Source organism: Tsukamurella tyrosinosolvens (assembly GCF_900104775.1).
Taxonomy (GTDB): domain Bacteria; phylum Actinomycetota; class Actinomycetes; order Mycobacteriales; family Mycobacteriaceae; genus Tsukamurella; species Tsukamurella tyrosinosolvens.
Window position 1 is genome coordinate 1914149 of the sequence record NZ_FNSA01000003.1, and the last position, 12550, is coordinate 1926698.

16 protein-coding genes are annotated in these 12550 nt (G+C 70.7%); 9 read left to right on the forward strand and 7 right to left on the reverse strand.

The genetic code is table 11. From position 1 onward, the window contains the following. Window positions 1–6 precede the first annotated feature (6 nt). From BLW32_RS10670 to BLW32_RS10690, 5 genes are all read right to left on the reverse strand, one after another. The gene (locus BLW32_RS10670; RefSeq protein ID WP_068742177.1) at window positions 7–597 is read right to left on the reverse strand and encodes a hypothetical protein; all 591 of its coding nucleotides are present in this window, start codon (window positions 595–597) and stop codon (window positions 7–9) included. A 71-nt stretch (window positions 598–668) separates the two neighbouring features. Next, window positions 669–932, reverse strand: a complete 264-nt coding sequence (locus BLW32_RS10675) for a hypothetical protein (protein ID WP_068742176.1) — start codon at window positions 930–932, stop codon at window positions 669–671. 305 nt (window positions 933–1237) lie between these two features. Then, a complete protein-coding gene (locus BLW32_RS10680) occupies window positions 1238–1825 on the reverse strand; it encodes a hypothetical protein (protein ID WP_068742175.1) in 588 nt (195 codons plus the stop codon). Then, window positions 1822–2394: a hypothetical protein gene (locus BLW32_RS10685; protein ID WP_068742174.1), complete on the reverse strand. Its 573-nt coding sequence runs from the start codon at window positions 2392–2394 to the stop codon at window positions 1822–1824. The genes BLW32_RS10680 and BLW32_RS10685 overlap by 4 nt, the downstream gene beginning before the upstream one ends. Further along, entirely contained in the window at window positions 2394–2999 is a 606-nt protein-coding gene (locus tag BLW32_RS10690) for a hypothetical protein (protein ID WP_068742173.1), read from the reverse strand. The genes BLW32_RS10685 and BLW32_RS10690 overlap by 1 nt, the downstream gene beginning before the upstream one ends. A 99-nt stretch (window positions 3000–3098) precedes the next feature. Between BLW32_RS10690 and BLW32_RS10695 the strand changes: the two genes are divergently transcribed. The 3 genes from BLW32_RS10695 to BLW32_RS10705 all read left to right on the forward strand — a co-directional run bounded on the left by BLW32_RS10695 (window position 3099) and on the right by BLW32_RS10705 (window position 7603). Next, window positions 3099–3716: a TIGR03085 family metal-binding protein gene (locus BLW32_RS10695; RefSeq protein WP_068742337.1), complete on the forward strand. Its 618-nt coding sequence runs from the start codon at window positions 3099–3101 to the stop codon at window positions 3714–3716. Window positions 3717–3790: 74 nt separating this feature from the next. Beyond that, window positions 3791–6436: an FtsK/SpoIIIE family DNA translocase gene (locus tag BLW32_RS10700; RefSeq protein ID WP_082791463.1), complete on the forward strand. Its 2646-nt coding sequence runs from the start codon at window positions 3791–3793 to the stop codon at window positions 6434–6436. Window positions 6437–6577: 141 nt separating this feature from the next. Continuing rightward, complete coding sequence (locus BLW32_RS10705) at window positions 6578–7603, forward strand: TerC family protein (protein WP_068742172.1); 1026 nt, start codon at window positions 6578–6580, stop codon at window positions 7601–7603. 5 nt (window positions 7604–7608) lie between these two features. Here BLW32_RS10705 and BLW32_RS10710 read toward each other — a convergent pair whose 3' ends face one another. Together BLW32_RS10710 and BLW32_RS10715 are read right to left on the reverse strand one after the other, a co-directional pair. Beyond that, window positions 7609–8337, reverse strand: coding sequence for a putative protein N(5)-glutamine methyltransferase (locus tag BLW32_RS10710; RefSeq protein WP_139286126.1), 729 nt, complete (start codon window positions 8335–8337; stop codon window positions 7609–7611). Between the two features lie 110 nt (window positions 8338–8447). Continuing rightward, complete coding sequence (locus BLW32_RS10715) at window positions 8448–8954, reverse strand: amino-acid N-acetyltransferase (protein WP_231857391.1); 507 nt, start codon at window positions 8952–8954, stop codon at window positions 8448–8450. Window positions 8955–9011: 57 nt separating this feature from the next. On the opposite strand from BLW32_RS10715, the gene pgsA reads away from it, so the two are divergent. The 6 genes from pgsA to BLW32_RS27485 all read left to right on the forward strand — a co-directional run bounded on the left by pgsA (window position 9012) and on the right by BLW32_RS27485 (window position 12544). Continuing rightward, a complete protein-coding gene (gene pgsA / locus BLW32_RS10720) occupies window positions 9012–9590 on the forward strand; it encodes a CDP-diacylglycerol--glycerol-3-phosphate 3-phosphatidyltransferase (RefSeq protein WP_068525014.1) in 579 nt (192 codons plus the stop codon). Further along, complete coding sequence (locus tag BLW32_RS10725) at window positions 9553–10080, forward strand: CinA family protein (protein ID WP_414929960.1); 528 nt, start codon at window positions 9553–9555, stop codon at window positions 10078–10080. Before pgsA ends, BLW32_RS10725 begins: the two co-directional genes overlap by 38 nt. Before the next feature lie 28 nt (window positions 10081–10108). Continuing rightward, window positions 10109–10384, forward strand: a complete 276-nt coding sequence (locus BLW32_RS10730) for a helix-turn-helix domain-containing protein (protein WP_068525870.1) — start codon at window positions 10109–10111, stop codon at window positions 10382–10384. A gap of 165 nt (window positions 10385–10549) precedes the next feature. Then, complete coding sequence (locus tag BLW32_RS10735) at window positions 10550–11365, forward strand: PspA/IM30 family protein (protein WP_068525016.1); 816 nt, start codon at window positions 10550–10552, stop codon at window positions 11363–11365. A gap of 13 nt (window positions 11366–11378) precedes the next feature. After that, complete coding sequence (gene pspM, locus BLW32_RS10740) at window positions 11379–12248, forward strand: phage shock envelope stress response protein PspM (protein WP_068742169.1); 870 nt, start codon at window positions 11379–11381, stop codon at window positions 12246–12248. 125 nt (window positions 12249–12373) lie between these two features. Continuing rightward, complete coding sequence (locus BLW32_RS27485) at window positions 12374–12544, forward strand: hypothetical protein (protein ID WP_164711677.1); 171 nt, start codon at window positions 12374–12376, stop codon at window positions 12542–12544. The last annotated feature ends 6 nt before the right edge of the window (window positions 12545–12550 follow it).

Genomic DNA, 12550 nt, shown 5'->3' on the forward strand with positions numbered 1-12550 from the left:
ATGGTGTCAGGGTTGCCGTTCGACCTTCGCGACCTGGGCGCGCAGCGTCTGCCAGAAGACCTCGGAGTCCGCCGCGGCGTCCTTCTTCCCCTCGGCCTCGACGATCACCGTCGTGCCGCGCACGTCGACCCACGCCTGCAACGTGTTCCGGCCGACGGCCATGATGAACGGCTTCAGGCGGGCCAGATCGTCGGGCGCGGCGAGGATCGCCGGGCGGTCCGCCGCGGCGACATCGGCGCGACAGGCCTCGGTCGCCGCGGCGCGGGCCGCGGTGATCGTCTTATTGAGGACGGAGGCCTCGAGCTCCGTCGTGCCGTGGACGGCCTCGGCTTCCACGATCTCCGTGCCCTCCAAGACGCGCGCGAGTGCGTTGAGCTTGGTGCCGCACACCGAATCGGTGGGCGAATCCTCGGGGAGCCCGTCGGGGGAGGTCAGCGTCTCCCGCTCGACTTTGTAACCGGTACTGCCGGTGGGGAACTCGTGCGCGGCGAGCACCGCCTGGTGCGGGACGACCGGGGCGGCGTGGGCGAGGGCGGGTAGGGAGATGATGGTGGCCGCGGCGGCTGCCGCACCTGCGACCCGGCGTCGAACGTTCATGTTCGCTCCTCCGAAGAAGGATCTTCTCGTGGGCCGGAGCCTAGCGGAGTGTCCGGTTCGAGGTGGCGGAGTCAGCGAGCCTTCTCGACCTTGGTGATCTGCGTCCGGAGGAGCTGCCAGAAGGTCGCGGAGTCAGCCGGCTTCTGAGAGCCCGTGACGGAGACGGCGATGGACATGCCTCGCACATCCACGACGGACTGGAGGAGTCGCCCATCCCGGGTGCGCGTGACGTACGGCGCCATCCGCGCGAGGTCCGGTGGCGGGGCCACCTCCGACGCGGGAACGACGCCGGGATCGGCGTTGCAGGACGTGATCACATCGCGCGCGACCGCCACGCCGGGGCGATCCGATACCTCGACGCGCAGCGTATCGCCGGCCCGCCTCGCCGTCGCCTCGGTACCCGTGGACCCGGCGAGCGCGACATCGGCTCGCCGTCCCGCACGATCGCACGCCGTATCCGGGACGGTAGCGGAGGGAACTCGAGCGGTCGCCGTGCGCACGGTGTAACCGGAACTTCCCGCAGGCATCTCGTGCTCGGTGAGGACCGCCCGCGACGTGGACCCCGGCGAGGCCTGGGCCGCGGCGGGAAACGCGGCGAGGAGCGCTGCGATGATGGCCGTTGCCGCGGACCGCCGCGCTGTCACGGTTGCCGCTCCACCTTGGCGACCTGCGCGCGGAGGGTCTGCCAGAAGGCGTCGGTGTCGACGGCGGAGCCTACGGTTGCCGACGTGATGACGTTGACGGAGATGCCGCGGACGTCGACCCAGCCCTGGATCTCATCCTTGTCGCGGAAGAGGAACGGGTTCAGCCGCGCCAAGTCTGCGGGGGCGGCGAGGACCGTCGAGCGACTCCTCGGTGCGAGGCTCGCCTCACAGGTCGGGAATCCCTCGGCCATGAACCGCGCCATCGGCCGGCTGACGATGGTCGCGTTGATCTTGGTGCCTCCGCGGAGGGCGCCGGCATCGCTCACCCGCGCGCCGCTGAGGCGCTGGAACATCGCGTCGATGAATCGGCCGCACGCGGTGGCGGGGCGCGAGCCCGCCTGCGGCCGGTCGAACTGCCCGAGGGTCTCGGTCTCCACCTCGTACCCCGACGAGCCGAGGGGGAACTCGTGCGCCGCGAGGACGGCCTGGGCGGTGTTCACCGGCGCGGCGTGCGCGAATGCGGGGACGAACAACGACACCGCGGCGACGGGAACCAGCGCGGCGGCGAAACGTCGCGCGATCACGGTTGACGCTCGACCTTGGCGACTTGCGCCCGCAAGAGCTGCCAGAAGGCGTCGCGGTCCGCGGCGGCGCCGTTCTCGCCCTCGACGATGACGCCGACCGTCGTGCCGCGGACGTCGGCCCATCCGCGGATGTCGTCAGCGCCGGTGGTCAGTACACGCGGACGGACGAGCTCGAGGTCCGCGGGGGCGGTGACTGCCACTGCGCGCGGCACATCCGGCTCGGCGCATCGGGTCACGACGTCGGCGATCCGGGACGTCAGCGGCCGATCGACGATCGACACCATGATCGCACTCCGACCGCGGAGGGCTACCGCGTCCGCGACCGCGGACCGGCGGAAATCGCCGTCCAGCCCGGCCCGCAGGGCGATGCAGTCCGCGGACTCGAGACCTCCGAGTCCTGTCGACGGCGTGCGCCGGCCCGGCGTGTAGTGCGTGGACCCGGCGGGGAACTCCGCTGCGGTCAGAAGCGCTCGCGCGGGGACGACCGGGGCCGCGTGCGCGGCCGCAGGCAGGCCGACGGCGGCGAGGACCGCCACCGTCGACCCGGCGACCAGGGTGCGCAGGCGCATCAGCGCGCCCTTTCGACCTTCTGGATCTGCGCGCGGAAGACCTGCCAGAAGCGGGCGGTGTTCGCGGGGGTCTCGCTGAGGCCGCGGACGTAGACGTTGACCGTGTATCCGTTGACGTCGGCCGCGCCCTCGATCGCGCCGGCGCCCTCGTCCTCGCCGTAGGTGATGACGGTGGGGTTGAACCGCGTGAGATCGCCCGGCACCGGGAGCTCCGCGTTCCGCCCGGAGCACGCCTGGGCCACTCCGCGCCAGAGCGTCCCCTGGGCGGGCGAGATGACGCCGGCCGTCATGAACGAGTATCCGTTGCGGGCCGAGGCGGCCACGGACTGCGCGTTCGCATTCGCTCCGTTCAGTCGGTTCGCGGCGTCCTTGCACTGCTGCGGCGCGGTGTTCTTGATGGTGACCGCCTCGCCGTTCAGCCGGCCGGTGCGGTAGTCGTTCGACCCGGCGGGGAACTCGGCCTTGGTGAGCACGAGGTTCGGGCTCACCGGCGCGGCGGACGCCGCCGGGGCGAGGGCCGTGCCCCCGGCCGCGAGGGCGGCGAGGAGGGCGGTGGCCGAGGCGAAGCGCGCGCGGCGGGACGTCGACGTTGAGTTCGCAATCATGCGGTGAAGTATAGAACACTTCGTTTTGATTTCAGTACGAAGTAAGGGAGCGCGAGTGTGCCCTGCGGCACCTCGCCGAACGCGACTAGGGTGACCGGTGTGAAGCCTGCTCGGAGTGAACGCGCCGCCCTCGTCGACGCGGCGCGCGCCGCCGGACCCGACGCCCCGACGCTGTGCGGTGAGTGGACGGTTCGTGAGCTGCTCGCGCACCTGATTCTCCGCGAGGGGCGCCCCGACGCCATGGCGGGCATCCTCGTCCGCCCCCTCGCCGGGTACACCGAACGGGTCCAGGCGGGTATCGCGGCCCGGTCGTTCGACGATCTGCTCGCGACGGTGGCGGGCGGCCCGCCGCGCCTGTCGCCCCTGCGCCTGGTCGATGGGCAGGCGAACCTGGGCGAGTACTTCGTGCACACCGAGGACATCCGGCGGGCCGCGGCGGGGTGGACTCCGCGCGTGCTCGACAAGCGGGTCGAGCGCGGCCTGCACGACGTGGTCGCGCGCATCGCGCGGCTCACGATGCGCGGTGCTCCGCTGCGGATCAGTCTCACCACGGAGGAGGGCACGGTCGCCGTGGCGGGGCGCGGACCCCAGGTCGCCGTGATCGGCGCGATCAGCGAGGTCACGATGTGGGCGTTCGGTCGCGACGAGGCTCTGGTCACCTTCGAAGGCGCTGACGGCGACATCGATCTGCTCGGCTCGGTGGTCCGATCGCTCTGACGACCCGCCGCCGGTCCTGCTGTTACATGTGTGGCACTTGATACGGATGGGGTTAGTGTCGATAGACTGCCCCCATGGCATCGAAGACCACCACCCGCGCGCGCGGGTCCGCGAACTCCCGCTCCGGGGGCGCGCGCACCAGCCGCGCCGCGAGCCCGACGCGCAGCCGCCAGGCCGCCCCGCGCTCGCGCGGTAAGCAGGGCGCCGCGGCCCCGAAGGCCGCCTCGGGCGCCGGTGGGGGAGTGGCGCGCGGCCTCGGCGCCGGATGGAAGCTGCTGGCCAAGGGGGTCGGGGGTGTCGTGCGCACCGGTGGCCGGCCCGACGCCGACGAGCCCGCGCCCGGCGCCACAGGAGAGGTCGCCACCCCCAAGCCGACGCACTCGCGCGACGGACTCGCGCTGGTCCTGTTCGCCGTCGCGATCATCCTCGGAGCGGCCGTCTACTTCGACGCCGGCGGGCCCGTGGGCTCGTTCTTCTCGACGGGCGTCCGCGCGGTGGTCGGCTGGTTCGCCGTGCTCGTGCCGCCGCTCGCCATCGCCCTCGGCGTGGTCATGATGCGCCGCCCCGACAACCCGTCCGCGCATGTGCGGCACCGCGTCGGCGCCGCCCTCATCGTCCTGCCGTTCCTGGGCCTGCTGCACATCGCGTCCGGCGGACCGTCGACCTTCGACGACCGCGCCGCGGCCGGTGGCTACCTCGGGTACGTCGTCGGCGGCCCGCTCACCGACGGTTTCACCGCCTGGATCTCGGTGCCCCTGCTCGTCCTCGTGGCACTCTTCGGCCTGCTCCTGGTGAGCGGAATGACGGTGCGCGAGATCATCGACCGGCTCAAGTTCTACTTCGGCGTCGACATGCGGGAGCAGTACGGCGACGAGGAGCCGCTCGACGACGAGGACCTCGACTCGCCGTTCGCCGCCTTCGACGCGGGGCGCGGCGACACCGCGACCCGCGCGCTGACCCCGTACGGCGACCCGTACGACAACTACCCGGCCGATCCCGAGCCGCCGAAGCGCAGTCGCCGCCGCAAGGCCGCCGCCGAGGACGAGCCGGCCCCGTCGGACGAGGTGACGGCACCGATCACGCCCGAGCCGGCACCGTCGGAGGAGCCGACCGTCGAGGTGCCGCCGGCGCCCAAGCCGCGCCGCGCCGCGGTGGTCAAGGACCACACGCCGCCCCCCGCGCCGAAGGCGACCGAGTTCACCGTCGCGCGGACCATCGACAGCGAGGACTACATCCTCCCGCCCGCCGACCTGCTCATCGAGGGCGAGCCGGCCAAGGCGGGGACCAGCGCGAACGACGCCATGATCGACGCGATCAGCGGGGTCATGGAGCAGTTCAAGATCGATGCGGCCGTCACCGGCTACACCCGCGGCCCGACGGTCACCCGGTACGAGCTCGAGCTCGGCCCCGGCGTCAAGGTCGAGAAGGTCACCCAGCTGCACCGCAACATCTCCTACGCGGTGGCGACGGACAACGTCCGCCTGCTGGCCCCGATCCCCGGCAAGTCGGCGGTGGGCATCGAGGTGCCCAACACCGACCGCGAGATGGTGCGCCTGGCCGACGTGCTCGCCGCCGACAACACGCGCAAGGACACGCACCCGCTGGTCATCGGCCTCGGCAAGGACATCGAGGGCGAGATGGTCAACGCCAACCTCGCGAAGATGCCCCACCTGCTGGTCGCCGGTTCGACGGGCTCCGGCAAGTCGAGCTTCGTGAACTCGATGCTCGTCTCGCTCCTCGCGCGCGCCACCCCCGACGAGGTGCGGATGATCCTCATCGACCCGAAGATGGTCGAGCTCACGCCCTACGAGGGCATCCCGCACCTCATCACGCCCATCATCACCGACCCGAAGAAGGCCGCCGCCGCGCTGGCCTGGCTGGTCGAGGAGATGGAGCAGCGGTACAAGGACATGCAGGCCTCGCGCGTGCGGCACATCGACGACTTCAACCGGAAGGTGCGCTCCGGCGAGATCACCACGCCGCTCGGCAGCGAGCGCGTGTACCGGCCGTACCCGTACATCGTCGCCATCGTCGACGAGCTCGCCGACCTCATGATGACCGCGCCGCGCGACGTCGAGGAGGCGATCGTCCGGATCACGCAGAAGGCCCGCGCCGCCGGCATCCACCTGGTGCTCGCGACGCAGCGCCCGTCGGTCGACGTCGTCACCGGCCTGATCAAGACCAACGTCCCGTCGCGCCTCGCGTTCGCCACGAGCTCGCTCACGGACTCGCGGGTCATCCTCGACCAGCCCGGCGCCGAGAAGCTGATCGGCATGGGCGACGCGCTGTTCCTGCCGATGGGCGGCAAGTCGACCCGTATGCAGGGCGCGTTCATCACCGACGAGGAGATCACCTCCGTCGTCGACTTCGTGCGCAACCAGGCCGAGCCGGAGTACGCCAACGGCGTCACCGAGACGAAGGTCGAGAAGAAGGACGTCGACCCGGACATCGGCGACGACCTGGACGTCTTCCTGCAGGCCGTCGAGCTGGTGGTGTCCTCGCAGTTCGGCTCGACGTCGATGCTGCAGCGCAAGCTGCGCGTGGGGTTCGCCAAGGCCGGCCGGCTCATGGACCTCATGGAGTCGCGCGACATCGTCGGTCCGTCCGAGGGCTCCAAGGCACGCGACGTGCTGGTCACGCCCGACGAACTGCCCGGCCTGATGGTGATGCTGCGCGGCGGCGGCGAGGTCGCTCAGGAAGCGGACGAACCGGACTTCTGATACAGTCCTGCTTGCATGTGTGAGGGGAGTATCCCGCTCGCGGCGTGAACGTCAACACGGTGGATCGATATCCACCCGGGCACGCTGGACCCGCAGGTCGGGTCGGGAGAGACCTCCGGATCTGTACCGGAGGTGTATGCAATGCAAGTTTCTGCTGTCGTCTGGATCGTCTCGATCCTCGTCGTTCTCGGACTCTTCGTCTTCGACTTCTTCAGCCACGTGCGCACGCCGCACGAGCCCTCGCTCAAGGAATCCGGCTTCTGGTCGGCGGTCTACATCGGCATCGCGATCCTGTTCGGCATCGGCGTCTGGGCGGTCTCCGGGCCGCAGTACGGCGGCGAGTTCTTCGCAGGCTTCGTGACCGAGAAGGCGCTGTCCGTCGACAACCTCTTCGTCTTCGTCATCATCATGGCGAAGTTCGCGGTGCCCCGGATCTACCAGCAGAAGGTGCTGCTGATCGGCATCGTCATGGCACTGGTGATGCGTGCCGGCTTCATCGCCGTCGGCGCCGCCGCGATCTCCGCGTACTCCTGGGTGTTCTACATCTTCGGCGCGTTCCTGCTCTACACCGCTATCAAGCTGGTCAAGGAGGCGTCGTCGCCCGAGGGGCCGGTCGAGGACGAGAAGGAGCGCGAGGGTCGCGTCGCCGCGCTGTTCAAGAAGATCGTCCCCACCACGGAGACCTACGACGGCGACAAGCTGATCACCAAGGTCGACGGCAAGAAGGTCGCGACCCCGCTGCTGCTCGCGCTCGTCGTCATCGGCTTCACCGACGTGCTGTTCGCGCTCGACTCGATCCCCGCGATCTACGGCCTCACCCAGGAGCCCTACCTGGTGTTCATGGCGAACGCCTTCGCGCTCATGGGCCTGCGTCAGCTGTACTTCCTCATCGGCGGCCTGCTCGACCGCCTGGTGTACCTGTCCTACGGCCTGTCGATCGTGCTGGGCTTCATCGGCGTGAAGCTCGTGCTGCACGCGCTGCACGAGAACACGCTGCCCTTCATCAACGGCGGCGAGCACGTCGCGGTCCCGGAGATCTCCACCGGCCTGTCGCTGTCGGTCATCCTCGGCGTCCTGGCGATCACCACGATCGCCTCGCTGGTCAAGTCGAAGCGCGACGGGCAGAAGGCCCTGGTCGACGAGGACAGCACCCCGAAGTCGGAGTAGCCGCGTCAGGACGGCTTGACGCCGACCGCCACGGTGGCCTGCCGCTCGTCGTCGACCTCGATGTGGGTGTCGAGGCCGACGGCGCGCAGCGCGGCCACCGTGTACGTGGCCTGCTGACGGCCCGTCTCGATGAGCACCCGCCCGTCGGGTCGCAGCCAGCGCGGCGCGTCCAGCGCGATCCGTCGGTGCAGCGTCAGGCCGTCGGGCCCGCCGTCGAGGGCGCGGTGCGGCTCGTTGTCGCGGGCCTCCGCGGGCATCGTCCGGATCGCCGCGGTGGGCACGTAGGGGGCGTTCGCCGCGATCACGTCGACGGTCCCGCGCAGCGCCGCGGGGAGCGGCCCGAACAGGTCGCCGACGAGGACCGTCGCCGCCGGGGCGTTGCGCGCGGCGTACTCCGCCGCGGTCCGGTCGATGTCGGCGGCGTAGGCCTTCGCGGACGCCGCGGTGGCGGCGACGGGCCCCGCGCCGCAGCACAGCTCCACGAGGACGCCCGAACCATCGGCCAGCTCGGACAGCAACTCGGTGCGCCGCCGGGGGACGAAGACACCGGGGCCGACGAGCAGCCGGCGTCCGCGGAACTCCACCCAGCCGAGGAGGTGCTCCAGGGGCTCGCCCGCGCATCGTCGCCGGACGAGGTCCTCCAGGTCGGGCCCGGACGCCGCTTCCTCCAGCAGTTCGGCCTCGCGCTCGGCGAAGGCGCATCCGGCCGCCCGCAGCTCACCGATCACATTCACCGGAGGAGTCAATCACGGTTGGCCGTGATTCACCACACTCACGACACCCCGGTCCGGGCTGGTTCACAGTGCGCGAATCGCCGTCCGATCAGGTGAAGTCCGGATAGCCGTCAGAGCGTGACAAGCATGCGGGTATTGCCCAGCGTGTTGGGCTTCACGGACGAGAGGTCGAGGAACTCCGCGACGCCCTCGTCGTAGCTTCGGCACAACTCGTTGTAGACCTCGGCGCTGACCGGCGTCCCGTCGATCTCCGCGAATCCGTGGCGGCCGAAGAAGGCGGTCTCGAAGGTCAGTACGAACACCCGGTGCAGTTCCAGCGCACGCGCCTCGTCGAGCAGTCGCGCGACGATCCTGTGCCCGATGCCGTGGCCCTTCACCGTCGGGTCGACCGCCAGGGTGCGGATCTCGCCCAGGTCGGACCACAGCACGTGCAGCGCCCCGCAGCCCACGACGGCGCCGCCCACCTCGTACACGCAGAACTCCTGCACCGACTCGTACAGGGTGACCAGGTTCTTCTCCAGCAGGATCCGTCCCGCGTAGACGTCGATGAGGCGCTTGATCGCGGGGACGTCGGACGTCCGGGCGCGGCGCAGCACATCCTCGTGGTCGGCGGTCACGGGGAGAAACTGTAGCGCGCAGAACCGCCGAATCCGCGTACCGATAGGCTGATCCACGTGAGTGCAACGGACGGCGTGCAGCCCGCGAGCACACCTGTCTCGAACGTCAACGTCGCGAACGGGTTGACGGTGCTCCGGATCGTACTCGTTCCCGTCTTCCTCGCGGCGCTGTTCGTCGACGGCGGGCACTCCACCACGTGGCGGTGGATCGCCTTCGCGATCTTCGCCGTGGCGATGATCACCGACCGCGTCGACGGCCAGATCGCGCGCCGCTACGGCCTGATCACCGATTTCGGCAAGCTCATGGACCCCATCGCCGACAAGGCGCTCACGGGCGCGGCCTTCGTCGGCCTGTCCGTGCTCGGCGACCTGCCGTGGTGGGTGACCCTGGTGATCCTCGCCCGCGAGTTCGGCATCACCGCCTTCCGGTTCGCCGTGATCCGCGACGGGGTGATCCCCGCGAGCCGGGGCGGCAAGCTCAAGACCCTCCTGCAGACCCTCGCGATCGGTCTCTACCTCATGCCGTTGCCGGCCTGGATGGACCTGCCCAGTCAGATCATGATGGGCGCGGCCGTCGTCGTCACGGTCGCGACCGGCGTTGACTACCTGCTCAGCTGGTGGCGTGGCCGCCGGTGACGCCGCCCGCCTGGTAGCCGCACTCGCCGAGTGCGGCCAGACGGTCGCGTCGGCCGAATCGCTGACCGCCGGGCTGTTCGCCGCGACCGTCGCCGACGTCCCCGGCGCCAGCGCCGTGCTGCGCGGTGGCCTCATCGTCTACGCGACCGACCTCAAGGCGAGCCTGGCCGGCGTCCCGTCGGGCGAGCTGGACCGCAACGGCCCCGTCCACCCCGACACCGCGCGCGCCCTCGCCGACGGGGCGCGAACGCGCTGCGGAGCCGACTGGGGGATCGGCCTCACCGGCGTCGCCGGCCCCACCGAGCAGGACGGCGTGCCGGTCGGCACCGTCCACCTGGGGATATCGGGTCCGTCGGGTGCCACGGTGACCACGCTCCACCTCGACGGTGACCGTGCCGCGGTCCGCCGGGGCGCCGTCGACGCCGCCCTCCGGGAGCTCCGCGTGCGGGTTTCGGCGAATCGGGAACCATCCGGGCCCGCCCCGCGTTGACTGGACAGATACCACAACGGAGGTGAGCATGGCTCTACTGCTTCGCGAGGCGATCGGCGAGAACCTGCGTAAGACCCGGGTGCGCCAGAGTCGCACGCTGCGAGACGTTTCCTCGGCGGCACAGGTCAGCCTCGGCTACCTGTCCGAGGTCGAGCGCGGCCAGAAGGAGGCGTCCAGCGAGCTGCTGGCCGCCATCTGCGGCGCATTGGCCATCGAGGTGGCCGAGGTGGTGGCCCAGGCCAGCGTGTCGATGCGCCCGATCCCCACGATGGTGATCCCCGCGCCGGCGCTCGCCGCCGCCTGACCCTGAGACGACCGCTCCGCGGGTTCGGGGATTTCCCCCGAACCCGCGTACCAGGGCGGCGCGGCGGGGTCCTTCCCGATAGATTGGTAAGCACGAGTCCGGCGGTCGCCGGGCGGCCGGACGTGGATCCGGACATGGACGTATCGAGGCGGAGGAGAACTGACGATGGCTAACCCGTTCGTCAAGGGGTGGAACTACTTGATGGCGCTGTTCAACTCGAAGATCGACGAGAACGCCGATCCGAAGGTGCAGATCCAGCAGGCGATCGAGGACGCCCAGCGCCAGCACCAGGCCCTCTCGCAGCAGGCCGCCGCCGTCATCGGCAACCAGCGCCAGCTCGAGATGAAGCTGAACCGCCAGCTCGCCGAGGTCGAGAAGCTGTCCGCGAACACGCGCCAGGCCGTGCAGCTGGCCGACCAGGCCACCGCCGCCGGTGATGCGGCCAAGGCCACCGAGTACACCAACGCCGCCGAGGCCTTCGCCGCACAGCTGGTGACCGCGGAGCAGGGCGTCGAGGACCTCAAGGGGCTGCACGACCAGTCGCTGCAGGCCGCCGGCCAGGCCAAGCGCGCGGTCGAGCAGAACGCCATGCAGCTGCAGCAGAAGCTCGCCGAGCGCACCAAGCTGCTCAGCCAACTGGAGCAGGCGAAGATGCAGGAGCAGGTCTCCGCATCGCTCAACCAGATGGGTCAGCTCTCCGCACCCGGCAACACCCCGAACCTCGACGAGGTCCGCGAGAAGATCGAGCGCCGCTACGCCAACGCTCTCGGCTCCACCGAGCTGGCGCAGAACTCCGTCCAGGGCCGCATGATGGAGGTCCAGAACGCCACCGTGCAGATGGCCGGCCACTCGCGGCTCGAGCAGATCCGCGCGTCGATGCAGGCCAGCGGTCAGATTCAGGGCGCCCCTGCGGCCCCGCAGGCCGCGCCCGCGCCGCAGACCCCGCAGCAGGCCCCGAACCCGAACCTGCAGAAGCCCTGAGAACCGAGGAACGATGACCGACCAGCGAGGCCGCTACCGCACCGACTTCTCGGCGGTGGCGGCCTCCGCTGGTCGTATGGCCGCATCGGCGATCACCGCCGCGTCGACCGCGATGGAGACGGCCGCCCGCGCCGCCGACGAGGCGCGCGACAAGGCCGCGCGGCGGCGGGACCCGAAGGCCGCTCACCAGCGCTCCCTCAAGCATGCCCGGTACACCGTGAACAGCTGGGCTGCCACCACCTCCACCTCGGCGGTCGTGGCCGTGGGCGGCTTCGCCGCGGCAGCGCCCGTCGTGGGCGGTACCGCCACCGCCGTCACCGCGCTCGTCGCGGTGCCCGCGGGCTACGCCGTGCGCAAGCTCCGCCGCCTGCGCCGCACCCCGGCTCCGCCCCGCACCTACGCGCGCCGCACCGTCCCGGCGCGATCCTCCGCGCTGCACGACCCCGTACGGGCCCTCGCCGACGCCGAGCAGGAGTTCCTCGCGCTCATGTCGGTGCTCACCCGCTCGGGAGGCCTTCCGGCCGACGCCCTCAGTGAGCTCGACGACGACGCCGAGACCTCGGCCGACGCGATCGTCTCCTACGCCGAGCAGCTCGCCGACCTCGAACGGGTCGTCGCCGGCGGGGGCGGGTCCGCCGCGTACCTGCGCGAGACCTTCGAGGACGGCCTGGACAGCCTCGACGAGGGCGTCGAGGCCTACCGGGACATGGTCCGGTCCGCCGCGACGACGGTGGCGGCGGCCCGCGGCTCCCTGGGCTCGCCCGCGCGGTTCGACGCGCTCAGCACCGCGACACCCCGCCTGCAGGAGACCGCCGAGCGGCTGCGCTCCTGGGCGTACGGCATCGCCGCCCTGCCGCCGGTTCCCGATCCCCACACCTGGTGACCCGCCCTCGGGGTTAACCCCCAATTCTCCCTGAAACCGCAGTTCAGAGCGTGACTTTCGCGCTCACGCGGGGGCAGTATGGAAGACGAAAGACCTTCACGTCACTCCCCGAAAGGTGCACCGCAATGTTCTGGAAGATCCTCGGCGCCATCGTCGTCATCTGGCTCGCCCTGATGGTGGCTTCGGCGATCATCAAGTCCCTGTTCCCGCTCGCCGTCATCGCGCTCGTCGTGATCGGTATCGTCACGGTGGTCAAGTGGCTGAGCTCGGGCAAGAAGACCCCGAGCACGTTCTAGCGGGCC

Bases quoted from the DNA above. Each gene is read 5' to 3' on its own strand.
- BLW32_RS10670 (WP_068742177.1), bottom strand. From the start codon at position 597: ATGAACGTTCGACGCCGGGTCGCAGGTGCGGCAGCCGCCGCGGCCACC.
- BLW32_RS10685 (WP_068742174.1), bottom strand. From the start codon at position 2,394: ATGCGCCTGCGCACCCTGGTCGCCGGGTCGACGGTGGCGGTCCTCGCC.
- BLW32_RS10690 (WP_068742173.1), bottom strand. From the start codon at position 2,999: ATGATTGCGAACTCAACGTCGACGTCCCGCCGCGCGCGCTTCGCCTCG.
- BLW32_RS10700 (WP_082791463.1), top strand. From the start codon at position 3,791: ATGGCATCGAAGACCACCACCCGCGCGCGCGGGTCCGCGAACTCCCGC.
- BLW32_RS10705 (WP_068742172.1), top strand. From the start codon at position 6,578: ATGCAAGTTTCTGCTGTCGTCTGGATCGTCTCGATCCTCGTCGTTCTC.
- BLW32_RS10730 (WP_068525870.1), top strand. From the start codon at position 10,109: ATGGCTCTACTGCTTCGCGAGGCGATCGGCGAGAACCTGCGTAAGACC.
- BLW32_RS10735 (WP_068525016.1), top strand. From the start codon at position 10,550: ATGGCTAACCCGTTCGTCAAGGGGTGGAACTACTTGATGGCGCTGTTC.
- pspM (WP_068742169.1), top strand. From the start codon at position 11,379: ATGACCGACCAGCGAGGCCGCTACCGCACCGACTTCTCGGCGGTGGCG.
- BLW32_RS27485 (WP_164711677.1), top strand. From the start codon at position 12,374: ATGTTCTGGAAGATCCTCGGCGCCATCGTCGTCATCTGGCTCGCCCTG.